We start from the raw sequence: 25,656 nt of genomic DNA, 5'->3' as shown, positions 1-25,656 counted from the left end.
CAACGCCCCCGAGTCGGACGACTCGTCCTTCACCTGGGAGCACTTCACCGCCACGGTGAACAAGGACCTGGCCGACACCCTGGGCAACTTCGTCAACCGCGTGCTGTCCTTCTCCAAGAAGCGTTTCGGCGAGGAGGTCCCGGCGGGCGGCGAGCCGGGTGAGGCCGAGGCGCGGCTCGGCGAGCAGATCGCCGAGCTCCTCGCGGAGTACGAGTCGCAGATGGAGGCCCTCCAGTTCCGCAAGGCCGCGGCGGCCCTGCGCGCCCTGTGGTCGGCCGGCAACTCCTACCTGGAGGAGAAGGCCCCCTGGCTGGAGATCAAGACGGACAAGGAGGGCGCGGCCCTCACCCTGCGCACGGCGATGAACCTGATCCACCTGTACGCGGTGGTCTCCGAGCCGTTCATCCCGGTGACGGCGAAGACGATGCGCGAGGCGTTCTCGCTCGCCGACGACACCGCCGTCTGGGTGAGCCAGGACGAGGCGAAGGCCCTGACCTCGGTCCCGGCCGGCACCCCGTTCACGGTCCCGCCGGTCCTCTTCGCCAAGCTGACGGACGAGGACCTGGCCACGTACAAGGACCGCTTCGGCGGCGAGCCCGCCTGACCGCCCCCGGACGCCGCAGCCGGCTTCGACACCCCTCACCTCGGTCCACGCGTCCTGCCCAGGTGAGGGCACGCCGGTCGCGGGGTTGAGGGTCCCCTGGGCGTCCAGGAGGCCCTCGTGCCCGTCCGGGACGTTACTTCAGCACGCCCGCCCCCGTCGTGTTCGCCAGTTCCGCCGGCAGGTTCTTCGCCGAGGTCTCCAGGCCCGCGGTGAGGGCCGGCGTCCAGTTGACCGTGGTCCTGATCTTCTTCGAGTTCGCCGCGTTGTACGCGGCGACCAGGTCGGTGACCGTGCCGTTGACCAGGTTGCCGCTGCCCGCGACGGAGCCGGTGCCGTCGCCGCTCAGCAGCTTGGCGACCTTGCCGCCGGCGGGCACGGTCCAGTAGTTGGCCTCCGCGACGACCTGGGCCTTGGCGCGGGAGTTGATGCTGTACAGGGGCGCGTACCCGTCGAGGGTCGTCGTGTCGTACACGTTGTTGTAGATGTGGACCTGCCCGATGCGGGTCAGCGGGGCGCGCTGGACGATGCCCTTCCACACGTTGTGGTGGATCGACACCCGCAGCCTGCCGGTGCTGTCGGTGTCGCTGGAGCCGATCAGCATGGTCTTGTCGTGGTCGGTGAACCGGTTGTGCTCGACGGTCACCAGGTCGGAGCCCTTGGTGATGTCCAGGGCGCCGTCGTGGATCTGGTACTCGCGGCCGAAGTACTTCGGGTTCGCCTTGTCGAAGTGGGGCGCGTCGGTGAACGTGTTGTGGTCGGCCCAGACATGGGTCGCACCGCGCAGGGTGACCGAGTCGTAGTTCGAGTTCCAGTTGCCGTCGTCGCCGTCGGTCGGGTCCCACTGCGGGAAGCAGTCCTCGGTGGCGGAGAAGGCCAGGTTGCGGACGATGACGTTGTCCACGTTCTGGATCTGGAGCATGCCGCCGGTGATCCCGGCGTTGCTGCCGGGCACGCCCACGATCGTGGTGTTGGCCGGCACCTTGAAGACGACGTTCTTGGCCTGCTCGGCCTGGGCGGCGGCGCGGGCCTTCTCCTGGGTGCCGGAGGGCAGCCTGGAGCGGCCATAGGTGGCCGGGGCGTAGGCCTTGAGGTAGGCGGACAGCGAGTAGCCGGTGCCGGAGGCGTAGTCCGCGCAGGTCAGCTTCTTGCCGCTGTCGTCGGTGTTGGCATCGATCGTGCCCTTGACCTTGATGATGCGGGGCGTGGTGTCGGAGGCCGGGCCCAGGGCCTGCACGAGCTGGGCGCGGGTGGAGACGGTGAAGGTGTGCGCGGAGTCGGCCTTCGCGCCGCCGGTGGTCCCTGCTCCGGAGGCGGCCCAGCCGTCCTTGGCGGCGAGGGTCTGGTGGTACAGGTCGACGGCGTCGGCGTTCGCGTTCATCACGAACACCCCGGCGCCGGTGCCCGCGGCCACGACGGCGGCGGACACGGCGAGGGTGCGCCGCCTGCGGAGGGACCGGCGGTGGGAGGGAGCTGCCACGGAGGAGTCCTTAGGGGTCTGTTGAGCATGCCTTACGACCCCTCAGTGGGCGCCCGGCGCCCGGAGGTTGCCGCCCGCCGTGAGAATTTTTGTTCGGCCCGGTCAGGCGCCGGGCGTGTGCGGCGGGAAGCCGGAAAGGATGCTCCCGTGGACATCCCCGAACCCCATCGCCGGCTCCTCGCGGACGTCGTCGCGGCGGGCGGCCCGTACGGCCTGGTCCTGGCCGGCGGCTACGCCCTCCAGGCGCACGGACTGCTCGGCCGCCCGCACGCCAACCTCGACCTCGCCACCCAGAGCGCGCGGGCCATGGCGGACATCGCCACGGCCGTCGGCGCGGTCCTGGAGCAGCGGGGGCGGCGGGTGCGCGTCGGCGCCGTCACCGCGCTCACCGCTCAGCTGACGGTCACGGACCCGCCGACCAGCGAGCCGTGCGCGCTCGTCCTGCACAAGGAGGTGTTCTGGCAGCCGCCGGAGCCGACCGCGTACGGCCCGGCGCTGTCCCTGGAGGACGCCGTGGGGACGAAGGTGCGGGCCCTGTACGACCGGGGCGCGGCCGCCGACCTCGTCGACGCGCGGGCGGCGGCGGCCCGCTTCTCCCTGCCGTACCTGGAGGAGCTGGGACGCCGGCACGCCCACGACGCCTTCGACCTGCCCACCCTGCAGTCCCGGCTGACCGGTACCGACTTCTACGCCGACGCCGACTTCCGCCGTCTCGGGCTGGACGAGGAAGGGACCGCCGCCCTGCGCGCCTGGGCCCAGCACTGGTCCGACGACATCGCCGAGCGGCTGCTGGAGGAGGGCGCGTCCCCGGACAGCGGGGCCGATGAGCAGGGCGACTGAGCGGGTCCGGTCTCCCGTCGTGCGTACGGTCGCCGGGCCCGGAGACGGCTGTGCGCGCCGGTCGTCGAGAGCGGTTCTCGACGACCGGCGCGCACGGACACCCGGTGTGCTTACTTCGGCTGCGGCTTCCTGACGGTCAGGTGCAGCTCCCGCAGGCGGGACTCGTCCAGCTCGGTCGGGGCGCCCATCATCAGGTCCTGGGCGTTGCCGTTGAGCGGGAAGGCGATCGTCTCGCGGATGTTCGGCTCGTCCGCGAGGAGCATGACGATACGGTCCACGCCCGGGGCGATGCCGCCGTGCGGCGGGGCGCCGAAGCGGAACGCGCGGAGCATGCCCGCGAACTTCTCCTCGACGGTCTCCCGGTCGTAGCCCGCGATCTCGAACGCCTTGAGCATGATCTCCGGCTCGTGGTTCCGGATCGCGCCGGAGGACAGCTCGACGCCGTTGCAGACGATGTCGTACTGCCAGCCCAGGATGTCCAGCGGGTCCTGGGTCTGAAGGGCCTCCAGGCCGCCCTGCGGCATCGAGAAGGGGTTGTGCGAGAAGTCGATCGCGCCGGTCTCCTCGTCCTTCTCGTACATCGGGAAGTCGACGATCCAGCAGAAGCGGAAGACGCCGTCCTCGAAGTGGCCGGCCCGCTTGGCCGCCTCCACCCGGACCGCGCCCATGATCTTCGAGACCTCGTCGTACTCGCCCGCGCCGAAGAAGACGGCGTGGCCCGGGGCGAGGGAGAGGCGCTTGGTCAGCTCGGCCACGTTGGCCTCGGTGAGGAACTTGGCGATCGGGCCGGAGAGCGAGCCGTCCTCGGCCACGCGCACCCAGGCCAGGCCCTTGGCGCCCTGCTCGACGGCGTACTCGCCGAGCTGGTCGAAGAACTTGCGGGGCTGGCCGGAGACGTCCGGCACCGGCAGCGCGCGCACGTGCTTGCCCGCGAAGGCCTTGAACTCCGAGCCCTCGAAGACGGCGGTGATGTCCACCAGCTCCAGCTTGGCGCGCAGGTCCGGCTTGTCGGAGCCGTACTTGAGCATCGCCTCGCGGAACGGGATGCGCGGGAACGGCGAGGTGACGTGCCGGCCGCCGCCGAACTCCTCGAACAGCTCGGTCATGAGCTTCTCGATCGGCTGGAAGACGTCCTCCTGCTCGACGAAGCTCATCTCGACGTCGAGCTGGTAGAACTCGCCCGGCGAGCGGTCGGCGCGGGCGTCCTCGTCGCGGAAGCAGGGCGCGATCTGGAAGTAGCGGTCGAAGCCGGAGATCATCAGCAGCTGCTTGAACTGCTGCGGGGCCTGCGGGAGCGCATAGAACTTGCCCGGGTGCACCCGGGAGGGGACCACGTAGTCGCGGGCGCCCTCGGGGGAGGTGGCGGACAGGATCGGCGTGGCCATCTCGTTGAAGCCCATCGCCGCCATCTTCTGGCGCATGGCCGAGATGACCGCCGTACGCAGCATGATGTTGCGGTGCATGCGCTCGCGGCGCAGGTCCAGGAAGCGGTACTCCAGGCGCCGCTCCTCGTTGACCCCGTCCTCGGCGTTGATGGTGAAGGGCAGCGGCTGGGCCGCGCCGAGCAGCTCGACCTCGACGACCTCGACCTCGACCTCGCCGGTGGGCAGGTCGGGGTTCACGTTCTCGGTTCCACGTGAAACGACGCGGCCGTCGACGCGGACCGTGGACTCCTTGGAGATCTTGTCCAGGGCCTCGTACGCGGGGGTGCCGGGGCGGGCGACCAGCTGGGTGATGCCGTAGTGGTCGCGCAGATCGATGAAGAGGATGCCGCCCAGGTCGCGCCGATTGTGCAGCCAGCCGCTCAGCCGGACGTCGGTGCCGACGTCAGAGGCGCGGAGCTGGCCGCAGGTGTGGGACCTGTACCGATGCATCGTCGTTCATCGTCCTTCGTGGTGGGGTTTCTCCTGCCGGCTCTGCGGACCGGCGGGAGGGGGCACGGGGCCCGGACCCATCAAGGGTACCGGGCACCCCCAGCCCGGCTCCCCACCATGACCGCCCGCCCGCCTACGGTGGCAGGTTCCGGTCACCTCTTCCTAAAGTAGGGCAATGCGTACAGGTGAGCCCCTGCCGTCCGTCGAGGACGTCCTCGCCGCCCTCGCGACCGGGCTCTGGCACTGGGACACGGCCGCCGGCCTGGTCACCGTGGACGCGGAGGCGGCGCGGCTGCTCGGGCTGCCCGCGGAGCCGGTCACCCTCACCGAGGCCCAGACCCGGGCCCGGCTCCACCCCGTGGACTGGAACGAGATCACCGGCGTGATACGGCTCGCGGTCGCCGAGGGCACCCTCGCCGAGGTGCGCATCCGGATCATGGACGGTGACGGCGAGGTCCTGCGCGTCGTGCGCAGCCGCTCCAAGCCGTCCTACGACCCCGCGCGGAACGCGTACGAACTGATCGGCACCCTCCAGGAGGTGACCGAGCCCACCCCGGGCACGGCGGCCGCCCGCAGCGCGGTCACCGGGGACTGGCGGCGCTCGCGGGAGGCGTTCCTGCTGGACGCCGGCCGGGCGCTGGCGGAGGCCCGGTCCACGGCCGAGGTGCTGCGCGTGGCCGGCGGTCTGTCGATGCCCGGGTTCTCCCCGGACGGGCTCGTGGTGTTCGGGGTCGAGGGCGACCGGCTGACGGTCATCGGCCAGCACGGGCACCACCCCGGCGCGATGAGCCGCTTCTCGGAGATGCCGCTGGACACCGCCTACCCGGCTGCCGAGGTCGTCCGCACCGGCCGCGCGGTGTACCTGTCCTCCCCGGAGGAGTACAAGGACCGCTACCCGGCGACCTGGCCGCTCGCCGAGCACTTCGAGCGCCACTCGTGGGCGTTCCTGCCGCTGACGGCCGCGGGGCGCACGATGGGCGCCTGGCTGGCCGCCTTCACCTACCCCGTGGCCTTCACCCCGGACGAGCGGGCGGTCCTGACCACGGTCGCCCGGATGCTCGCCCAGGCGCTGTCCCGGGCCGGCGCCGCCGAGTCCGAGCGGGAGCTGACCGAGGGCCTGCAACGCACCATGCTGCCCTCGCTGGGCCCCGAGATCCCGGGGCTGCGGGTCGCCGCCCGGTACATCCCGACCGGCGGCGGCCTCCAGGTCGGCGGCGACTGGTACGACATGATCCCGCTGCCCTCCGGCCGGGTCGCGCTCGTCATCGGGGACGTCCAGGGCCACGACGTGCGCGCCGCCGGCCTCATGGGCCAGCTGCGGATCGCCCTGCGCGCCTACGCCTCCGAGGGGCACCGCCCGGACGCCGTCCTCGCCCGCGCCTCCCGCTTCCTGCACGGCATCACCCAGGCCGCCGGCGACGACCCGGCGGCCGACCTGCGCTTCGCGACCTGCCTGTACGCCGAGGCCGACCCGCCGACCGGCCGGCTGGAGATCGCCCGCGCCGGGCACCCGCACCCGGTGATCCGGATGGCGGACGGCACGGTGATGATGCGGCCGACGGCGGGCGGCCCGCCGCTCGGCGTCGACCCGGACGCCGACTACCCGACGACCCGGTTCACCCTCGAACCCGGCGAGACCCTCATGCTGTGCACCGACGGCCTGATCGAGACCGGCGGACACGACCTGGAGAGCGGCTGGCGCCGGCTGCGCACGATCCTGGAGGACCACGCGGGCGACCCGGGAGACCTGGAGTCGCTGGCCGACGCCCTGGTGCAGGGGGTGCACGGGCCGTCCTCGCACCACACCACGGGTCCGCTGGCCGACCGCCGGGAGGACGACATCGCGCTGCTGCTGCTGTGCCGGCCGGGGGAGGGCTGCGGCTGCGGCGACACCGTGACGCTGCGGCCGCAGGTGCGGCGCTCGCTGCTGTCGGTGGCCCAGGACGAACCGGAGCGGATCGCCGAGGCCCGCCAGCAGCTGCGCGAGCTGCTGCACGACTGGGCGTCGGCCGAGCAGCTGGACTCCGCGGTGCTGCTGGTCTCCGAGATGCTCACCAACGTGCTGGTGCACACGGACGCCGACGCGCTGCTGCTCGCCGAGGTCACCGGCGGGTCGGCCGGCCGGCGGCTGCGGGTGGAGGTCTTCGACACCGGCGACGACCTGCCGCACAAGCGCCGCCCCGGCGAACTGGCCTCCTCCGGCCGTGGGCTGATGCTGATCGAACTCCTCGCGGACGCCTGGGGGGTGGACCCGCGGGGCGAGGGCAAGAGCATCTGGTTCGAGCTCTACGAACCGCCCTGCCCGGAGGCCGGTGCGTCGGAGGGCGCGGCGTAGCGCTCCCGCAGCTCCTGGACGACCCCGGAGGCCGCCGCGGTCAGCGGGACCGCCAGGAGCATGCCGAGGATGCCGGCCACGGAAGCGCCCGCGGTGATCGTCAGCATCACCACGGCCGGGTGCATCTGCACGGTCCGGCTCTGGATCACCGGTTGCAGGACGTGCCCCTCCAGCACCTGCACCGCGAGCACCACCCCGAGCGCCCACAGCGCGATCACGAAACCCCGGTCGGCGAAGGCGACCAGCACGGCCACCGCGCCGGAGAGGAAGGCGCCCAGGTACGGGATGTAGGCGCCGACGAAGACGAGCGCACCCAGCCCCACCGCGCCGGGCACCCGGAGCACCAGCAGGCCCAGGGTGATGCACAGGGCGTCGATGAGGGCGATCAGGGTCGTGCCGCGCATGAACCCCTCCACCGCGGCGAACGCCCGCCGGGCGATGGCCTCCAGGGTGTCGGCGCGGTCGCCGGGCGCCATCGCGCGCAGGGCGGTCACGGCCCGGCCGGAGTCGCGCAGGAAGAAGAAGACCAGCAGCAGCGCGAGCACGGCCATGGCGAGGGACTCGGCGACCACGCTGACGCCGCTGATGACGTTGGAGACGGCCGTCGCGCCGAATTTGCGCAGCAGGTCGCGCGCGTTGCCGGCGAGGTCGTCCAGACCGGTCCCGGCGGCCCCGAAGTGCCGCGCGACCGCCTGGGCGGCGGAGCGCAGGGAGGAGACGATCTGGTCGCCGGTGTCGACGAGCGCGGCGGCGACGATGTACACGGCACCGCCGACGACGGCCAGGACGGCGACGCAGGTGAGCCCGGCCGCCACCGACGCCTGCACCCCGGCGCGCACCAGCCGCCGGTAAAGCGGCCCGAGCAGCGCGGTGCCCAGCAGGGCGAGCAGCACCGGTGTGACGGCCGTGCGCAGCACGCCGCACAGCAGCACGAGGAGCCAGCCCACCGCGGCGGCGAGCAGCACCACCGCGCACCAGGCGGCGAACCGGCGGACGGGAACGGGCAGGAGCTGCACGCCTCCAGCAGACCACGGCGCACCCCGGCGGTCCCGTCGCACGAGTCCGGCCGGGTGAGGGGAGGGCCCCGGCCGTGGTACGGACGGGGCCCTCAGGAGGTGCGGTGCGCGCGGGCGGCAGCCCGCGGAGGAGGGCCTACAGCCCGCCCTCGGACATCCCGTGCACCGCCGGGACGGTGCCGAGCCGGCCCTTCTGGAAGTCCTCGAAGGCCTGCATCAGCTCGTCCTGGGTGTTCATGACGAACGGGCCGTAGTGGACCATCGGCTCCCGGATCGGCTGCCCGCCGAGCAGGACGACCTCCAGGTCCGGGGTGTGCGCGTCCTGCTTCTCGTCCGCGCGGACGGTCAGCGAGGAGCCGGCGCCGAAGACGGCCGTCTGGCCCGCGTGCACCGGACGGCGCTGCGTGCCGACGCTGCCGCGGCCGGCGAGGACGTACGCCAGCCCGTTGAAGTCCTCCCGCCACGGCAGGGTGATCTCCGCGCCCGGGGCGAGGGTCGCGTGGATCATCGTGATCGGCGTGTGCGTGATGCCCGGGCCCTGGTGACCGTCCAGCTCGCCGGCGATGACCCGCAGCAGCGCGCCGCCGTCGGGGGAGGTGAGCAGCTGGACGTTGCCGCCGCGGATGTCCTGGTAGCGCGGGGCCATCATCTTGTCCTTGGCGGGGAGGTTCACCCACAGCTGGAGCCCGTGGAAGAGGCCGCCGGACATGACGAGGGACTCCGGCGGCGCCTCGATGTGCAGCAGGCCGGAGCCGGCCGTCATCCACTGGGTGTCGCCGTTGGTGATGGTGCCGCCACCGCCGTTGGAGTCCTGGTGGTCGAAGACGCCGTCGATGTGGGTACCTCCTTGGTACGCCCACTTTAGTTGAGCGTTGAACTTCTTGTCACCCGGAACACGAAAAGCCCGGAGGGCATTCCCTCCGGGCCCGGCGACCGCGCGGCGACGGCGGCTAGCCGTACATGCGGCGCATCGCGAAGTCGACCATCTGCTCGACCGCCTTCGCGTCGAACACCATCCGGTGCTCGCCCTCCATGTCCAGGACGAAGCCGTAACCGGTCGGCAGCAGGTCGATCACCTCCGCACCGGTGATGACGAAGTACTTGGACTCCTTGCCCGCGTACCGGCGCAGCTCCTTCAGCGAGGTGAACATCGGGATCACCGGCTGCTGGGTGTTGTGCAGGGCGAGGAATCCGGGGGTGTCGCCGCGCGGGCAGTACACCTTCGACGTCGCGAAGATCTGCTGGAAGTCCTCGGCGGCCATCTGACCCGTGGTGAAGGCGCGCACCGCGTCCGCGAGCGAGGGCGGGGACGGCTCGGGGTACAGCGGCGGCTGCTGCCCGTATCCGCCGGCCATCGGCTGCTGGGGCGGGGCGTACTGCTGCTGCGCAGCGCCCCCTTCCATGGGCTGGCCGTATCCATACATGCGCGTAAGAGTACTGAGCGGAGGGCGAGGGGTGGGTCACAGATCCCCGGAACGGGGTTGCTTCTTATTACCGACGGGTAGCATCATCGGGTCTACTTGTTGGTACGTGAACTAGGTGCGAGGAGCAAGTGCCTCGCCGATCCCTCAACGGAGCCGTCGCCATGGGGCACTACAAGTCGAATCTCCGCGACATCGAGTTCAACCTCTTCGAAGTACTGGGGCGCGACAAGGTGTACGGCACCGGCCCGTTCGAGGAGATGGACGTCGAGACCGCCAAGAGCGTCCTGGAGGAGCTGACCCGCCTCTCCGAGAACGAGCTGGCCGAGTCCTTCGCCGACGCCGACCGCAACCCGCCGGTCTTCGACCCGGAGACCAACACCGCGCCCGTCCCGGCGTCCTTCAAGAAGAGCTACCAGGCCTTCATGGACTCCGAGTACTGGCGGCTCGGCCTGCCCGAGGAGATCGGCGGCACCACCTCGCCGCGCTCCCTCATCTGGGCCTACGCCGAGCTGATCCTGGGCGCCAACCCGGCCGTGTGGATGTACTCCTCGGGCCCGGCGTTCGCCGGCATCCTCTTCGAGGAGGGCAACGAGGTCCAGAAGCACATAGCCAAGATCGCCACCGAGAAGCAGTGGGGCTCCACCATGGTCCTCACCGAGCCGGACGCCGGCTCGGACGTGGGCGCCGGCCGCACCAAGGCCGTGCAGCAGGAGGACGGCTCCTGGCACATCGAGGGCGTGAAGCGCTTCATCACCTCCGGTGAGCACGACATGTCGGAGAACATCCTCCACTACGTGCTCGCCCGTCCCGAGGGCGCCGGCCCCGGCACCAAGGGCCTGTCCCTCTTCCTCGTCCCGAAGTACCTCTTCGACTTCGAGACCGGCGAGCTGGGCGAGCGCAACGGCGTCTACGCCACCAACGTCGAGCACAAGATGGGCCTCAAGGCCTCCAACACGTGCGAGATGACCTTCGGCGACCAGCACCCCGCCAAGGGCTGGCTGATCGGCGACAAGCACGACGGCATCCGCCAGATGTTCCGCATCATCGAGTTCGCCCGCATGATGGTCGGCACGAAGGCGATCTCCACGCTCTCCACCGGCTACCTGAACGCGCTGGAGTACGCCAAGGAGCGCGTGCAGGGCCCGGACCTGGCCAACTTCATGGACAAGACCGCGCCCAAGGTCACCATCACCCACCACCCCGACGTGCGCCGCTCGCTGATCACGCAGAAGGCGTACGCGGAGGGCATGCGCGCCCTCGTCCTCTACACCGCCTCCATCCAGGACGCCATCCAGCTCAAGGAGGCGAACGGCGAGGACGCCTCGGCCGAGGAGGCGCTGAACGACCTGCTCCTGCCCATCGTCAAGGGCTACGGCTCCGAGAAGGGCTACGAGCAGCTCGCCCAGTCGCTGCAGACCTTCGGCGGCTCCGGCTTCCTCCAGGAGTACCCGATCGAGCAGTACATCCGGGACTCCAAGATCGACACCCTCTACGAGGGCACCACGGCGATCCAGGGCCAGGACTTCTTCTTCCGCAAGATCGTCCGTAACCAGGGTGCCGCGCTGAACTCCCTCGCCGAGGACATCAAGAAGTTCCTGGCGCTCGGCACCGGCGGCGAGGAGCTGGCCGGCGCCCGCGAGCACCTGGCCAAGGCGGCCGTGGAGCTGGAGGCGATCGTCGGCCTGATGCTGACCGACCTCGCCGCCACCGAGCAGGACACCAAGAACATCTACAAGGTGGGTCTGAACACCACCCGCCTGCTGATGGCCTCCGGTGACGTCGTCGTCGGCTACCTGCTGCTCAAGGGCGCCGCGATCGCCGCCGAGAAGCTGCCCACCGCCTCGGCGAAGGACAAGGCCTTCTACACCGGCAAGATCGCCGCGGCGAAGTTCTTCGCGGCCAACGTCCTGCCGGGCGTCACCCTCGCCCGCAAGGTCGCCGGCGCCGTCGAGCTGGACCTCATGGAGCTGGACGAGGCCGCGTTCTAAGCGGTCCGGACGTTCCGGACGTCCCCGTCGATTCCCCGCACGGGCCCGCTCTCTTTCCGGGAGCGGGCCCGTGCACGTCGTTAAGGTGAATCCCATGAGCGCACCAGCCCGCTTCGACCGCGGCCACACCGACGACCTGATGTCCTTCCTGGCGGCGAGCCCGTCGCCGTACCACGCCGTGGCGAACACCGCCGAGCGGCTGGAGAAGGCGGGCTTCCGGCAGGTCGCGGAGACGGACGCCTGGGACGCCGTGGCATCCGGGCACGGCGGCCGGTACGTGCTGCGCGGCGGTGCCATCGTGGCCTGGTACGTGCCCGAGGGCGCCGAGCCGCACACCCCCTTCCACATCATCGGCGCGCACACCGACTCCCCCAGCCTGCGGGTCAAGCCCCGCCCGGACAGCGGCGCGCAGGGCTGGCGCCAGGTCGGCGTGGAGATCTACGGCGGCCCGCTGCTCAACTCCTGGCTCGACCGTGACCTGGGCCTGGCCGGCCGGCTGTCGCTGCGCGACGGCTCCTCGGTCCTGGTCAACGTGGACCGGCCGCTGCTGCGGGTGCCGCAGCTCGCCATCCACCTGGACCGCTCGGTCAGCGGCGAAGGGCTCAAGCTGGACAAGCAGCGCCACATGCAGCCGGTCTGGGGCCTCGGCGACGACGTGCTGGACGGCGACCTCATCGCCTTCCTGGAGCAGGAGGCCGGGCTGGCGGCGGGCTCGGTGGCCGGCTGGGACCTCATGACGCACCCCGTGGAGCCGCCGGCCTACCTCGGCCGGGACCGGGAACTGGTCGCCGGCCCGCGCATGGACAACCTGCTCTCGGTGCACGCCGGCGTGGCCGCCCTCGCCGCCGTCGCCGCCTCCGGTGCCCCGCTCGGCGGCATCCCGGTACTGGCCGCCTTCGACCACGAGGAGAACGGCTCCCAGTCGGACACCGGTGCGGACGGGCCGCTGCTCGGCTCGGTGCTGGAACGCTCGGTACTGGCCCGGGGCGGTTCGCTGGAGGACCGGGCCCGCGCCTTCGCCGGCTCGGTCTGCCTGTCCTCCGACACGGGCCACGCCGTGCACCCCAACTACGCCGAGCGGCACGACCCGACGCACCACCCGCGGGTCAACGGCGGACCGCTCCTCAAGGTCAACGTCAACAACCGCTACGCCACGGACGGTTCGGGCCGCGCGGTGTTCGCCGCGGCCTGCGAGCGGGCGGGCGTCCCCTTCCAGAGCTTCGTGTCGAACAACTCCATGCCGTGCGGCACCACCATCGGCCCGATCACCGCCGCCCGGCACGGAATCCGCACCGTCGACATCGGCGTGGCCATCCTCTCCATGCACAGCGTGCGCGAACTGTGCGGCGCCGACGACCCGTTCCTGCTCGCGAATGCCCTGACGGCCTTCCTGGAGGGCTAGTCGGGCCCTCGCCGGGTACCCGCACCGCACCGGAGATTCCGGAACCGGAAGGGGAGGCGAGGTCTCATGGGTCTCGGCGGATGCATCATCCTCATTGCCGTGGGGGCCATTCTGACGTTCGCGACCGACTGGCACATGCAGGGCGTCAACCTCACCGTGGTCGGCCTGATCCTGATGGCCGTCGGCCTGATCGGAGTGGCGACGTTCAGCGGCATCGCACGCCGGCGCCGTGTGGTCGTGCCGCCGACGGCACCGGTGGTGGACGAGGAACCGCGCCACCACCGCGTCGACGGCTACTCGGACGGCTACGGCGTCTGAGGCACCGCACCCTGCGGCACCCGGTGTCCCGGTGAGATCCGGTGCGCGCTCGGCGGAGCGCGTGGCCGGTCAGGACAGCGCGTGGCCGGTCGTCACGTCCACGTGCCCGGGGACCTCGTCGTGCCGGTCGCCGACGGTCAGGGTTCCGGTGGGCTCGAAGACCAGGATCTCGGTGGGCACGGGCGCGTACGGCTTGTGCTCGGTGCCGCGCGGGACGGTGAACACCGAGCCCTTCGGCAGGACCACCGTGCGCTCGCCCGCCGGTTCGCGCAGGCCGATGTGCAGTTCCCCGCCGAGGACGAGGAAGAACTCGTCGGTGTGCGCGTGGACGTGCCAGACGTGCTCGCCCTCCACCTTCGCCACGCGCACGTCGTAGTCGTTGACGGCGGTGACGATGCGGGGGCTCCACCGCTCGGTGAAGGAGGAAAGGGCGTCGCTGAGGGAGATCGGTTCCATCCGCCCATCGTGCGGGCTGCCGGGCCGTGCGGACGAGTGCTAGAAATCGCACATGCCGCAACGATCCTCTCACCGCGTCGTATTGGTGGTCGACGACAACTCCAACCCCTTCGAGATGAGCTGCGCGATCGAGATCTTCGGTCTCGCGCGGCCGGAACTCGGGCGGGACCTGTACGACTTCCGGCTGTGCGCGGCCGGGCCGGAGGTCCGGATGCGGGACGGCTTCTTCACGCTCACCGGGGTCGCCGGGCTGGAGGCCGCCGAGTCCGCCGACACACTGATCGTGCCGAACCGGCCGGACACCGAGGTGCCCCGTTCGGAACGCGTCCTGGAGGCCGTACGCCGGGCTCACGCGCGGGGCGCCCGGCTCGTCGGCTTCTGTTCGGGCGCGTTCACGCTCGCGGAGGCCGGACTGCTGGAGGGCCGCCGGGCGGCCTGCCACTGGATGTGGGCGGAGGCCTTCCGGGCCCGGTTCCCGCGGGTGCGCCTTGAGCCGGACGTGCTCTTCGTGGACGACGGCGACATCCTCACCGCCTCGGGCAGCGCCTCCGCGCTCGATCTGGGCCTGCATCTCGTGCGCCGGGACCACGGCGCGGAGATCGCCAACCACGTCTCCCGGCGGCTGGTCTTCGCCGCGCACCGCGACGGCGGTCAACGGCAGTTCGTGGAACGGCCGGTGCCCGCGGTGCCGGACGAGTCGCTCGGGCCGCTGCTGGCCTGGGCGCAGGAACGGCTGGGCGAGCCGCTCACCGTCGCGGACCTGGCCGCCCGCGCCGCCGTCTCCCCGGCCACGCTGCACCGCCGGTTCCGCGGCCAGCTGGGTACGACCCCACTGGCCTGGCTCACCGGGGAGCGCGTGGCACTGGCGTGCCGGCTGATCGAGCGGGGCGAGGAGCGGCTGGACGTCGTCGCGGCGCGCAGCGGCCTGGGGACGGCGGCCAATCTGCGGGCCCGGCTGCGGCGGGAGACGGGGCTGAGCCCGTCGGCCTACCGCAGGCGGTTCGGGGCGGTGGCCGGATCGGGGAAAGAGCCGGTCAGGACGGTGCGGACGGGTCCGGAGACGCGGTCGCCAGTGATCTGAGCTGCTTCATCCAGGCGTCCGACAGCGACTTCGGGATCTTCGTGGTCAGGCCCGCCGCCTTGGTGAAGGCGAGACCGGTGCTGTAGTCACCACCGCCGCAGCCGTCGGACTGGAACGTGAGCTCCGCATCGGCGGACGCGTCGATCACCGGCCGGCCCCCGCCCTGGGGGGTGACCTCGAAGCGGACCGGGCCGCGGTCGGGGTCCACGTCGTGCGGCAGGGGAAGTCTCAGGTTCGAGATGCGTTCGTGCCGCAGTGTCCCCTTCGCGCACTTGCCCCGGGCGCACAGCTCGTAGGAGGCGCCGGTGAGATCGCCGTACCCCTGGCTGTCGAACATGACGCCGACCCCGGCCACAGTGCCCACACCGGCGCAGGGCTCTCCCCCGTACGAACAACCCGACGTCACCGCGAGCAACGCGGCCCCGACGGTCACCAGGCCTGCCCTCCCGGTCGGTCCCATGGCGACTCCTCCCCTGCGGATGGCCCCTCCTGATGTGATGCTTCTGTGACGATCAATCGATGCCGGGGAAGCATGACAGCATGAGATTCCTCGTACGAGACCGGATCCTCGGCATCGGTGACGACTGGTGGATCGAGGACGAACAGGGCCGGAAGGTCTACCTCGTCGACGGCAAGGCGATGCGACTGCGCGACACCTTCGAGCTGAAGGACGCCCAGGGGCGGGTCCTGATCGACATCCACCAGAAGATGCTCGCCCTGCGCGACACCATGGTGATCGAGCGGGACGGCGAGCCGCTGGCCCGGATCAGGCGCAAACGGCTCTCCCTGCTGCGCAACCACTACCGGGTGTCGCTGGTGGACGGCACCGAAGTGGACGTCAGCGGGAAGATCCTGGACCGCGAGTTCGCCGTGGAGTACGACGGCGAACTCCTCGCGGTGATCTCCCGGCGCCTGCTGAGCGTCCGCGACACCTACAGCGTGGACGTCGTACGGGACGACGCCGACCCGGCCCTGCTCATCGCGGTCGCGGTGTGCGTGATCCACCTGGCCGAGAAGGAGGACGAGGAGGACTGAGCACTGAGGACTGAGGGCTGAGCACTGAGGACTGAGGACTGACGGGACTAGCCGAGGCGCCGGGGCGGTGCGAGGCCCAGGACCCGGTCCTTGAGGGCCGGGAACTGCTCGCGGGTCGCGGCCGTCTTCGCCGGGTCGAGGTCCACCGTGAGGACCTCTTCCGCGCTGCCGGCCTCGGCGAGCACCTCGCCCCACGGATCCACCACGATCGAGTGGCCCGCCTGCGGAACCCCAGCGTGGGTACCGGCCGTTCCGCAGGCGAGCACGAACGCCTGGTTCTCCACCGCCCGCGCCCGGGCCAGCAGCGTCCAGTGCGCGCGGCGCCGCTCGGGCCAGCCCGCCGCGACCACCAGCGTCTCGGCGCCGGCGTCGACGAGCCCGCGGAAGAGTTCGGGGAACCGGAGGTCGTAGCAGGTGGCCACGCCGAGGGTGGTGCCGGGCAGCCGGACCGTCACCAGCTCCCGGCCCGCGCTCATCAGCACCGCCTCGCCCTGGTCGAAGCCGAAGCGGTGGATCTTCCGGTAGACCGCGGCCAGTTCACCGGAGGGGGAGAAGACGAGGGACGTGTTGTAGAGGGGGCCCCCGCCCGCGGCGGAACCGCTGTCGAATGCGGCGGAGCCGCTGTCGGAGGGGGCGCGTTCGGGAATGGAGCCGGCGTGCAGCCACACGCCCGCGTCGCGCGCCGCCTCGGCCATCGTCTCGTACGTCGGCCCGTCGAGGGGCTCCGCCTCCCGGCCGAACTCCTCGTAGGCGAAGGCTCCGGTGGTCCACAGCTCGGGCAGGACCACGAGGTCGGAGCCGCTCTGTTCCCGCACCAGCGCGGCCGCGCGGCGCCGCCGGGAGCCGACCGGTTCGTCCTCGTCCACGGCGATCTGGATCAGCGAGGCGCGCACACTACCACCGTCCTGGCATTCGAGTCGTCCACACAGGCCTACGATCGTCACACGAAAGCACTGCCGGGGTGCCTTTCAGCAGCGTAACTTAGCTCCCCAAGACACCCGCGAAGTGCAACCGCCCGCTGGCACCGCCGCCGCAACCCGCCCGTGTACCGACCGCCGAGGGGTCCCGTTCCGTGAGTCTGCATCCCACCCTCCAGCCCTACGCCGACGCCTGGACGCACTCCATCGAAGCGATATCCGAGATGGTGCAGCCGCTCGTCGAGGGCGAGTGGAACCGGCGGACCCCCTGCCCCGGCTGGTCCGTGCGCGACATCGTCTCCCACGTCATCGGGATGGACTGCGAGATACTCGGCGACCCGCGCCCCATCCACTCCCTGCCGCGCGACCTGTTCCACGTCACCACCGAGCACCAGCGCTACATGGAGATGCAGGTCGACGTCCGCCGCCACCACACCGCGCCGGAGATGACGGCCGAGCTGGAGTACACGGTCATCCGGCGCAACCGGCAGCTGCGGGGCGAGTCCCGGGACCCCGGCACGAAGGTGCGCGGCCCGCTGGGCACGGAGATCACCCTGGAACAGGCCTACCGCATGCGGGCGTTCGACGTGTGGGTGCACGAGCAGGATCTGCGCGCGGCCCTCGGCCACCCCGGCAACCTGGACTCGCCGGGCGCCCACGTCACCCGGGACGTGCTGCTGGAGGCGCTGCCCAAGGTCGTCGCCCACGACGCCGACGCCCCGCGCAGCTCGGCGGTCGTGTTCGACGTGCACGGTCCCGTGGAGTTCCTGCGCACGGTCCGCGTCGACATCCAGGGCCGCGGCACCGTGGAGACCGCCCCCGCCCTCGGCCCCGCCGCCACGCTCACCCTCGACTGGGAGACGTACGTCCGCCTGGCCTGCGGCCGGGTCGGCCCCGGGGCGGTGGCGGACCGGGTCAAGACGGAGGGCGACCAGGAGCTGGCGGCGGCGATCCTGCGCCACTTCGCGGTGACCCCGTAGTACGCGGCCGGGGGCAGCACGCGGCTGCCGGCGGTCGTGGCGCCGGGCGGCGCGGACGGGCCCGGCCGGCACCCCGCGGGCGCCGGTGAGCCCCTGCCCCCCGCCACGGCACGCTCGCACCTACGCGGGGACGTGCACCGTCTCCACCCGGCTGGCCACCAGCCGCTCCCGCTCCCGCCGGGCCGCCCGCCCGCGCAGCCGCAGGATCTGGCTGATGCCGACCGCCTGCAGCACGAACACGGCGCTGAACGCCACGGTGTAGTCGTCGCCGGTCGCGTCCAGCAGCACGCCGATCGCCAGCAGGGTCGTCATGGAGGCGACGAAGCCCCCCATGTTGGTGATGCCGGAGGCGGTGCCCTGGCGCTCGGGCGGGTTGGCCGGCCGGGCGAAGTCGAAGCCGATCATCGATGCCGGGCCGCACGCGCCGAGCACCGCGCACAGCACCACCAGCAGCCACATCGGCGCGTGCTCGCCGGGGTAGGCCAGCGTCACCGCCCACAGCAGCGTGGTGGCGCCGACCGTGCCCAGCGCCAGCGGCAGCCGGGCCGCGTGGTGCCGGGCGATGACCTGGCCGTAGACGAGGCCGATCACCATGTTGGACAGGACGACGAGGGTGAGCAGCTCGCCGGCCGTGGCCCGGCTGAGGCCCTGCGCCTCGACGAGGAAGGGCAGGCCCCACAGCAGCAGGAACACCATCGCCGGGAACTGGGTGGTGAAGTGCACCCACAGGCCCAGCCGGGTGCCCGGCTCCCGCCAGGCCGCGGCGATCTGCCGGCGCACGTAGGCCGCGCCCTGGTGCGGGGACGGCTCCGGTTCCTGGCCCTCGGGGTGGTCCTTGAGGAACAGCAGGGTCAGGACCAGGACGACCGCGCCCGCCAGCGCGCTGCCCGCGAACGCCGGCGTCCAGCCGATGCCGTGCAGCAGGCGGGCCAGGACCAGGGTGGAGACGAGGTTGCCCGCCATGCCGACCAGGCCGGCGAGCTGCGCCACCAGCGGACCGCGCCGGGCCGGGAACCAGCGGGTGCCCAGCCGCAGCACGCTGATGAAGGTCATCGCGTCGCCGCAGCCCAGCAGCGCCCGGGAGGCCAGCGCGGTGCCGTACGAGGGGGAGAAGGCGAAGCCGAGCTGCCCGACGGTGAACAGGACCGCCCCGATGCTCAGCACCTTCTTGGTGCCCAGGCGGTCCACCAGCAGTCCGACGGGTATCTGCATGCCCGCGTAGACCAGCAGCTGGAGGATGGAGAACGTGGACAGGGCCGAGGCGTTGATGTGGAAGCGGTCGGCCGCGTCGAGTCCGGCCACGCCCAGGGACGTACGGAAGATGACGGCGACGAAGTAGACGGCCACACCCACGGACCACACGGCGACGGCCGGGCGTCCGCCCGGCGGGTCCCCCGGAAGGGTGGCGTTGCGCACCGGAGCGCTCATCGGACCTCACCCCGGGCCAGGTGGGAGAACCAGCTCACGTGCCGGTGCACGACGCCGACGGCCGCCTCCGCGTCCCCCGCGCGCAGTGCGTCCAGGATCTCCTCGTGCTCGGCGAGGGTCTTGGCGATCCGGTCGGGGTGGGAGTGCATGACGGCGACGCCCATCCGCAGCTGGCGGTCGCGCAGCTGGTCGTAGAGCCGGGAGAGGATCTCGTTGCCCCCGCTGCGCACGATCTCGGCGTGGAAGCACCGGTCGGTGACCGCGGCACCGGCCAGGTCACCGGCGGCGGCCTGCGCCTTCTGCCGCTCCAGCAGCTCGGACAGCCGCTCCAGCAGGCCCGGCGACGCGGGTACGGCCTTGCGGGCCGCGTGCTCCTCCACCAGCAGCCGGGTCTCCACCACGTCCGCGATCTCCTGCGCGGAGACCGGCAGGACCAGGGCCCCCTTCTTCGGGTAGAGCCGGATGAGGCCCTCGACCTCCAGCCGCAGCAGCGCCTCGCGGACGGGCGTGCGCGAGACCCCCACGGCCTCGGCCAGCTCACCCTCGGTGAGCAGCGTGCCGCCCTCGTAGCGGCGGTCGAGCACGCCCTGCTTGACGTGGGCGTACACGCGGTCGGCGGCGGGTGGCGGCTTGAGGGACTGCGGGGCGGGCTGCTCGACGGCCGTGTTCATGCCCACAGCATAGATACAACACGTACGCAAGGGACAGGACCGTCCATCATGCGGACGTGACGCGGCCCCCCTGCAGCGGCAGCACAACCTTCTGTGCTACTTACGTGTCACACCGATGCGGCCCCCTTCCGTTGCCAGCTCAACCAGGCCGCTTTCCAGGGGCATTCACGACATTCGAGGTATATCACTTTGATTACCGGCATCCAGGGCATCCGCCTCCGCCGAGCCACCGCCGTCGCCGTCACCTCCGGCGCGCTGCTCGCCACCGGTGCCCTCACCGCTGCGCCCGCGCAGGCCGTCACCGCGCCCTCCATCGTGGCCAAGGGCGGCTACGTGATGAACAACGCGAACAGCTCGACGCTGTACACCAAGACGGCGGACACCAAGCGCTCCACCGGCTCGACCACCAAGATCATGACCGCGAAGGTCGTCCTCGCGCAGTCGAACCTGAACCTCGACTCCAAGGTCACGATCAAGAAGATCTACAGCGACTACGTCGTCAAGAACAACGCCTCCCAGGCGCACCTGATCGTCGGCGACAAGGTGACCGTCCGCCAGCTGCTCTACGGGCTGATGCTGCCGTCCGGCTGCGACGCCGCGTACGCCCTCGCCGACAAGTACGGCTCCGGCTCCACCACCTCGGCGCGGGTGAAGTCCTTCATCGGCAAGATGAACACCGCCGCCAAGAACCTGGGCCTGAAGAACACCCACTTCGACTCGTTCGACGGCATCGGCAACGGCAACAACTACTCGACGCCGCGCGACCTGACGAAGATCGCCAGCAGCGCCATGAAGAACTCCACGTTCCGCGCGATCGTCAAGACGAAGCACTACACGGCGAAGACGATCACCAAGACCGGCAGCACCCGCACCATGCACACCTGGGACAACACCAACACGCTGCTCTCCAGCTACAGCGGCGCCATCGGTGTGAAGACCGGTTCGGGCCCCGAGGCCGGCGCCTGCCTCGTCTTCGCCGCCACCCGCAACGGCAAGACGGTCATCGGCACGGTCCTGGCGTCCACCACGTACGCACAGCGTGCCACGGACGCCACGAAGCTCCTCAACTACGGCTTCGCCAAGCTCGGCTGACATCCCGCACACCGCTGTTCCCCGGCGAAGGGCCCGTCGCACGCCTGCGACGGGCCCTTCCCCTTCAGCACACAACGGAGCTGCCGCGCAGCGGAATTGGCATAGTCCCCACGCAATCGTGAATATACGACCTTTCCGCTGGCATATTCCCTTTCCTCCGCTCTACGTTCCGCGGCGGAGGTGGTTCTCATGAACGAACCCAAGAAGCGGTCGGAACCCGTCGGTCAGCACAACGCGATCGACGTCAGCGATTTCGTGTACGCGGCCACCGGAGCCCGCGTCCGCCGGCTGACCATGCCGGACGGAAGTCATTGGTTCCCGGCTGTGGATGTCTGCAAGGAACTCGGGCACACCAACCCGCAGAAGGCACTCTCCGACCATGTGCCGACAGAGCACCGAGAGTCTCTCGAGACCCTAACTGGAGGTTACGGTCTCAGCATTCCCGCAGGTAGGGAGTGGCGTCGAGACCTGAACGTCATCTCTCTGCAGGGTCTCATCCTGCTCGTCAACGCCTGCACGAAGCCCGCCTGCATGCCCTTCAAACTGTGGGTCGCCGAAGTCGTCGAGACCGTCCAGCGGGAGGGTTCCTACCGTCTCGAAGAGGCCGAGGTGCAGCCGGCCGAACCGGGCGCGCCCGTCGCGTACGCCATGCCCGAGCAGGTCGCGGAGGCCATCGTCCGGCTGGAGGCGCACAACCTCCAGCTGGACGAGGAGCTGGCGAACGGGCAGCGTGAGTCGATCGCGTTGCAGAAGGAGATGCTGACCGTCCAGCGGGAGACGCTGGCGACCCAGAAGGCCACCCTCGCCGTGCAGCAGGCTCTGGTCCGGGCGCTGGAGCGCATCGCGGACCGGTTCGACGCGCTCGTCCTCGCGCGTCCGGTGCCCGGCGGCCGTGGTCATCGCCCCGATCCTCGTCGAGAAGGGTGAGCTGCGCGAGCGGATCGAGGTCATCGCGGCCCGTACGGGGATGTCGGCGCACCGCGTCAACGAGTGCCTCCGACTGCTGCGCAAGCACGCCTGCATCCGCTCGCAGGGCGGGGCGGACGACGGAGCGCCGGTGTACGTGCTGAACCGGGGCTGAGAGGAGAGGGGGGCGGTCGCAAAATCAGGTTGCGGCCGCCCCCTTCGGTCTCGGACGTTACCCGCCGAGACGGGCTTTCACGCCCAGGTGATCAGCCTCTTGGGCTGCTCCAGGATCGCCGCGACGTCCGCCAGCACCTTGGAACCCAGCTCGCCGTCCACCAGGCGGTGGTCGAAGCTCAGGGCCAGCGTGGTGACCTGGCGCGGCTTCACCTTGCCCTTGTGCACCCACGGCTGGAGCTTGATCGCGCCGACCGCGAGGATCGCCGACTCGCCGGGGTTCAGGATCGGGGTGCCCGTGTCGACGCCGAAGACACCGACGTTGGTGATGGTCACCGTGCCGCCCTGCATCGCCGCCGGGGACGTCTTGCCCTCGCGGGCCGTCGCCACCAGCTCGCCCAGCGCCTCGGCCAGCTGCGGGAGCGTCTTGGCCTGCGCGTCCTTGATGTTGGGGACGATCAGGCCGCGCGGGGTGGCCGCCGCGATGCCCAGGTTGACGTAGTGCTTGACCACGATCTCCTGGTTCGCCTCGTCCCAGGACGCGTTGATGTCCGGGTTGCGCTTGATGGCGACCAGCAGGGCCTTGGCGATGAGCAGGAGCGGGTTGACCCGCAGGCCCTGCATCTCCTTGTCCTGCTTCAGCTCCTCGACCAGCTTCAGCGTGCGGGTCACGTCCACCGTCACGAACTCGGTGACGTGCGGCGCGGTGAACGCCGAGCCGACCATCGCCTGCGCGGTGGCCTTGCGGACCCCCTTGACCGGGATGCGGGTCTCGCGCGCGGTGTCGTACGACGCCGGGGCCGCCGCGGACGCCGGGGCGGCCGGGGCCGGCACCACCGGGGCCACGGGCCCGGCCGTCCGGGGCGTGGCCGCCGCGTGGACGTCCTCCCGGGTGATGACGCCGTCCGGGCCGGACGGGGTGATCGCGGCCAGGTCGACGCCCAGGTCCTTGGCCAGCTTGCGCACCGGGGGCTTGGCCAGCGGACGCGGCTTCTCGGCGACCGCGCCGGCGGCGTGGCCGTTCAGCTCCGTCCGGGCGGCCTGCGCCGGCGCCGGGACACCGCCCTCGGGGCTCTTGCGGGGGCGGCGCCGGGTGGAGGAGGTCGCCACGCCGTAACCGACGAGGACCGGCTGGCGGCCCTCCGGCTTGGGCTCCTCCTGCGGCGCGGCGGGTGCCGCCGCGGGCTGCTCGGCGGGGGCCTCCGGCGCGGCACCGCCGGCCCCGGCGACGGCCACCGCGATGATGGACGTGCCCACGTCGACCGTGGTGCCCTCGGGGAAGTGCAGCGCGCGGACCACGCCGTCGTAGGGGATGGGCAGTTCGACGGCCGCCTTCGCCGTCTCCACCTCGCAGACCACCTGTCCGTCCGTGACCGTGTCACCCGGCTGGACGTACCACTTGAGGATCTCGGCCTCGGTGAGTCCCTCGCCCACGTCGGGCATCTTGAACTCGCGTACGGACGCTTCCGTCATCGTCGTCACGGCCTCTCCTCAGTACGCCAGCGAGCGGTCGACGGCGTCGAGCACACGGTCCAGGTCCGGCAGGTATTCCTCTTCCAGGCGCGCCGGCGGGTACGGGGCGTGGTAGCCGCCGACCCTGAGGACCGGTGCCTCCAGGTGGTAGAAGCAGCGCTCGGTGATCCGCGCGGCGATCTCCGCGCCGGAGCCGAAGAACACCGGGGCCTCGTGCACCACGACCAGGCGGCGGGTCTTCTCCACCGAGGCCTGGACGGAGTCGAAGTCGAGGGGGCTGACCGAGCGCAGGTCCAGGACCTCCAGGGACTTGCCCTCCTCGGCCGCCGCGTCCGCGGCCTCCTGGCACAGCTTCACCATCGGGCCGTAGGCCGCCAGGGTGAGGTCCGTGCCCTCGCGGACCACGCGCGCCTTGTGCAGCGGGTGGGGGATCGCCTCGGGGTCGACCTCGGCCTTGTCCCAGTAGCGCCGCTTCGGCTCGAAGTAGATCACCGGGTCGTCGCTCTGGATGGCCTGCTGCATCATCCAGTAGGCGTCGGAGGAGTTCGACGGGGAGACCACCTTCAAGCCCGCCACGTGCGCGAACAGCGCCTCCGGCGACTCCGAGTGGTGCTCGACCGCGCCGATGCCGCCGCCGTAGGGGATGCGGACGACGACCGGCAGCTTGACCTTGCCCAGGGAGCGGGCGTGCATCTTGGCGAGCTGTGTGACGATCTGGTCGTAGGCCGGGAAGACGAAGCCGTCGAACTGGATCTCCACCACCGGGCGGTAGCCGCGCAGGGCCAGGCCGATCGCGGTGCCGACGATGCCGGACTCGGCGAGCGGGGTGTCGATGACCCGGCTGTCGCCGAAGTCCTTCTGCAGGCCGTCGGTCACCCGGAACACGCCGCCGAGCTTGCCGACGTCCTCGCCCATGACGAGCACCTTGGGGTCGGCGTCCAGGGCGCGGCGCAGCGACTCGTTGATGGCCTTGGCCATCGCCATCTTCTCGGCCATCTCAGTGACCCCCTTCATCGGCGAACGACGCCTGGTAGGCGGCGAACTGGGCGCGCTCCTCGTCGACGAGCGCGTGCCCGTCCGCGTACGCGTTCTCGAAGATGGCGAAGTGGTCCGGGGCGGGCATGGCGCGGACCGCTTCGCGCACTCGCCTGCCCAACGCCTCGGACTCGGTCTCGAGTTCCGCGAAGAACGCCTCGTCCGCGTGGCCCGAGGCCTCCAGGTACCGGCGCAGGCGCAGGATCGGGTCCTTCGCCTCCCAGGCCAGCCGCTCCTCGTCGCCCCGGTAGCGGGAGGGGTCGTCGGAGGTGGTGTGGGCGCCCATGCGGTAGGTGAACGCCTCGACCAGGGTGGGGCCCTCGCCGTTGCGGGCGCGCTCCAGCGCCTGCTTGGTGACCGCAAGACAGGCCAGCACGTCGTTGCCGTCGACGCGGACGCCCGGGAAGCCGTAGCCCTGCGCGCGCTGGTAGAGCGGGACGCGGGTCTGGCGCTCGGTCGGCTCGGAGATCGCCCACTGGTTGTTCTGGCAGAAGAACACCACCGGGGCGTTGTAGACCGCGGCGAAGGTGAACGATTCGGCGACGTCGCCCTGGCTGGAGGCGCCGTCGCCGAAGTAGGCGATGACCGCCGAGTCCGCGCCGTCCTTGGCCACACCCATCGCGTAGCCGGTGGCGTGCAGCGTCTGGGAGCCGATGACGATCGTGTACAGGTGGAAGTTGTTGCCGTTCGGGTCCCAGCCGCCGTTGTTCACGCCGCGGAACATGCCGAGCAGGTTGGTCGGGTCGACCCCGCGGCACCAGGCGACGCCGTGCTCGCGGTAGGTCGGGAAGACGTAGTCGTCCTCGCGGGTGGCCCGGCCGGAGCCGATCTGGGCGGCCTCCTGGCCCAGCAGGGACGCCCACAGGCCCAGCTCGCCCTGGCGCTGCAGGGCGGTGGCCTCGGCGTCGAAGCGGCGGGTCAGCACCATGTCGCGGTACAGGCCGCGCAGGTCTTCGGGGGTGATGCCGGCGACGTAGGAGTCGTACTCGGCGTTCTTGACGCGCTTGCCCTCCGGCGTCAGGAGCTGCACGAGTTCCGGGTCGGTGCCGTTCCCAGCGGTGCTGCGGGTGGTACGGGTGGTGCGCTTGGTGCCGGTGGCTCCGGTCGTGCCGGCGGTCGAGCCGGTCTTG

The 25,656-nt window shown here is 71.3% G+C and carries 22 protein-coding genes and 2 pseudogenes; 11 read left to right on the top strand and 13 right to left on the bottom strand.

From position 1 onward, the window contains the following. A partial coding sequence (locus IE312_RS41830) for a class I tRNA ligase family protein (protein ID WP_229900438.1) occupies positions 1-604 on the top strand: 604 nt, incomplete at its 5' end. Positions 605-737: 133 nt separating this feature from the next. On the opposite strand, the gene IE312_RS26020 is transcribed toward IE312_RS41830, so the two are convergent. Further along, positions 738-2,081, bottom strand: coding sequence for a pectate lyase family protein (locus IE312_RS26020; protein ID WP_189984762.1), 1,344 nt, complete (start codon positions 2,079-2,081; stop codon positions 738-740). Positions 2,082-2,228: 147 nt separating this feature from the next. Here IE312_RS26020 and IE312_RS26015 point away from each other — a divergent pair, with 147 nt between their 5' ends. Beyond that, positions 2,229-2,921, top strand: a complete 693-nt coding sequence (locus tag IE312_RS26015; RefSeq protein WP_189984761.1) for a nucleotidyl transferase AbiEii/AbiGii toxin family protein — start codon at positions 2,229-2,231, stop codon at positions 2,919-2,921. A gap of 110 nt (positions 2,922-3,031) precedes the next feature. Here IE312_RS26015 and aspS read toward each other — a convergent pair whose 3' ends face one another. Further along, positions 3,032-4,795, bottom strand: a complete 1,764-nt coding sequence (aspS, locus tag IE312_RS26010; RefSeq protein ID WP_189984760.1) for an aspartate--tRNA ligase — start codon at positions 4,793-4,795, stop codon at positions 3,032-3,034. A 175-nt stretch (positions 4,796-4,970) separates the two neighbouring features. On the opposite strand from aspS, the gene IE312_RS26005 reads away from it, so the two are divergent. Then, positions 4,971-7,130, top strand: a complete 2,160-nt coding sequence (locus tag IE312_RS26005) for a SpoIIE family protein phosphatase (RefSeq protein WP_189984759.1) — start codon at positions 4,971-4,973, stop codon at positions 7,128-7,130. Here the strand turns inward: IE312_RS26005 and IE312_RS26000 are convergent. The 3 genes and pseudogenes from IE312_RS26000 to IE312_RS25990 form a co-directional block, all read right to left on the bottom strand. Then, positions 7,082-8,146 (bottom strand): AI-2E family transporter, encoded by a 1,065-nt coding sequence (locus tag IE312_RS26000; protein ID WP_189984758.1) that lies wholly within the window; start codon positions 8,144-8,146, stop codon positions 7,082-7,084. The two genes, IE312_RS26005 and IE312_RS26000, sit on opposite strands and share 49 nt — an antisense overlap. Before the next feature lie 136 nt (positions 8,147-8,282). Next, positions 8,283-8,981, bottom strand: a pseudogene (locus IE312_RS25995) (pirin family protein); the annotation flags it as partial. A gap of 115 nt (positions 8,982-9,096) precedes the next feature. After that, entirely contained in the window at positions 9,097-9,570 is a 474-nt protein-coding gene (locus IE312_RS25990; protein WP_189984757.1) for an SseB family protein, read from the bottom strand. 161 nt (positions 9,571-9,731) lie between these two features. On the opposite strand from IE312_RS25990, the gene IE312_RS25985 reads away from it, so the two are divergent. From IE312_RS25985 to IE312_RS25975, 3 genes are all read left to right on the top strand, one after another. Beyond that, positions 9,732-11,558, top strand: a complete 1,827-nt coding sequence (locus IE312_RS25985; protein ID WP_189984833.1) for an acyl-CoA dehydrogenase — start codon at positions 9,732-9,734, stop codon at positions 11,556-11,558. A 94-nt stretch (positions 11,559-11,652) separates the two neighbouring features. Further along, on the top strand, positions 11,653-12,960 hold the full coding sequence (locus IE312_RS25980) for a M18 family aminopeptidase (protein WP_189984756.1): 1,308 nt from the start codon (positions 11,653-11,655) through the stop codon (positions 12,958-12,960). Positions 12,961-13,026: 66 nt separating this feature from the next. Then, positions 13,027-13,278, top strand: a complete 252-nt coding sequence (locus IE312_RS25975; protein ID WP_189984755.1) for a DUF6458 family protein — start codon at positions 13,027-13,029, stop codon at positions 13,276-13,278. A 69-nt stretch (positions 13,279-13,347) separates the two neighbouring features. Here IE312_RS25975 and IE312_RS25970 read toward each other — a convergent pair whose 3' ends face one another. Further along, positions 13,348-13,734: a cupin domain-containing protein gene (locus IE312_RS25970; protein ID WP_189984754.1), complete on the bottom strand. Its 387-nt coding sequence runs from the start codon at positions 13,732-13,734 to the stop codon at positions 13,348-13,350. A 52-nt stretch (positions 13,735-13,786) separates the two neighbouring features. Here IE312_RS25970 and IE312_RS25965 point away from each other — a divergent pair, with 52 nt between their 5' ends. Beyond that, positions 13,787-14,815, top strand: a complete 1,029-nt coding sequence (locus tag IE312_RS25965; protein WP_229900437.1) for a GlxA family transcriptional regulator — start codon at positions 13,787-13,789, stop codon at positions 14,813-14,815. Here IE312_RS25965 and IE312_RS25960 read toward each other — a convergent pair. Then, positions 14,769-15,275 carry a hypothetical protein gene (locus IE312_RS25960; RefSeq protein ID WP_189984753.1) on the bottom strand — a complete coding sequence of 169 codons (507 nt, stop codon included), beginning with the start codon at positions 15,273-15,275 and terminating at the stop codon, positions 14,769-14,771. The two genes, IE312_RS25965 and IE312_RS25960, sit on opposite strands and share 47 nt — an antisense overlap. 80 nt (positions 15,276-15,355) lie before the next feature. Between IE312_RS25960 and IE312_RS25955 the strand changes: the two genes are divergently transcribed. Beyond that, entirely contained in the window at positions 15,356-15,850 is a 495-nt protein-coding gene (locus IE312_RS25955; RefSeq protein WP_189984752.1) for an LURP-one-related/scramblase family protein, read from the top strand. Positions 15,851-15,897: 47 nt separating this feature from the next. Here the strand turns inward: IE312_RS25955 and IE312_RS25950 are convergent, their stop codons facing one another. Next, positions 15,898-16,743, bottom strand: a complete 846-nt coding sequence (locus IE312_RS25950; RefSeq protein ID WP_189984751.1) for a carbon-nitrogen family hydrolase — start codon at positions 16,741-16,743, stop codon at positions 15,898-15,900. Between the two features lie 179 nt (positions 16,744-16,922). Between IE312_RS25950 and IE312_RS25945 the strand changes: the two genes are divergently transcribed. Further along, a complete protein-coding gene (locus tag IE312_RS25945) occupies positions 16,923-17,747 on the top strand; it encodes a maleylpyruvate isomerase family mycothiol-dependent enzyme (RefSeq protein WP_189984750.1) in 825 nt (274 codons plus the stop codon). Between the two features lie 120 nt (positions 17,748-17,867). Here the strand turns inward: IE312_RS25945 and IE312_RS25940 are convergent, their stop codons facing one another. Next, complete coding sequence (locus IE312_RS25940) at positions 17,868-19,175, bottom strand: MFS transporter (RefSeq protein WP_189984749.1); 1,308 nt, start codon at positions 19,173-19,175, stop codon at positions 17,868-17,870. Next, positions 19,172-19,846, bottom strand: coding sequence for a GntR family transcriptional regulator (locus IE312_RS25935; RefSeq protein WP_189984748.1), 675 nt, complete (start codon positions 19,844-19,846; stop codon positions 19,172-19,174). Before IE312_RS25935 ends, IE312_RS25940 begins: the two co-directional genes overlap by 4 nt. Positions 19,847-20,035: 189 nt before the next feature. Between IE312_RS25935 and IE312_RS25930 the strand changes: the two genes are divergently transcribed. Then, entirely contained in the window at positions 20,036-20,938 is a 903-nt protein-coding gene (locus IE312_RS25930; RefSeq protein ID WP_189984747.1) for a D-alanyl-D-alanine carboxypeptidase family protein, read from the top strand. A 189-nt stretch (positions 20,939-21,127) separates the two neighbouring features. After that, a pseudogene (locus IE312_RS25925) lies at positions 21,128-22,019 on the top strand (BRO-N domain-containing protein). Between the two features lie 77 nt (positions 22,020-22,096). Here the strand turns inward: IE312_RS25925 and IE312_RS25920 are convergent. From IE312_RS25920 to pdhA, 3 genes are all read right to left on the bottom strand, one after another. After that, positions 22,097-23,500, bottom strand: coding sequence for a dihydrolipoamide acetyltransferase family protein (locus IE312_RS25920; RefSeq protein ID WP_189984746.1), 1,404 nt, complete (start codon positions 23,498-23,500; stop codon positions 22,097-22,099). Between the two features lie 9 nt (positions 23,501-23,509). After that, positions 23,510-24,487 carry an alpha-ketoacid dehydrogenase subunit beta gene (locus IE312_RS25915; protein WP_189984745.1) on the bottom strand — a complete coding sequence of 326 codons (978 nt, stop codon included), beginning with the start codon at positions 24,485-24,487 and terminating at the stop codon, positions 23,510-23,512. A 1-nt stretch (position 24,488) separates the two neighbouring features. Then, on the bottom strand, positions 24,489-25,656 hold a 1,168-nt coding region (pdhA, locus tag IE312_RS25910), incomplete at its 5' end, for a pyruvate dehydrogenase (acetyl-transferring) E1 component subunit alpha (protein WP_189984744.1).

The organism is Streptomyces capoamus (assembly GCF_014654935.1).
In the GTDB taxonomy this organism is placed as follows: domain Bacteria; phylum Actinomycetota; class Actinomycetes; order Streptomycetales; family Streptomycetaceae; genus Streptomyces; species Streptomyces capoamus.
The sequence above is the reverse complement of the archived record's forward strand: the minus strand, read 5'-3'. Positions and strand labels throughout refer to the sequence as shown.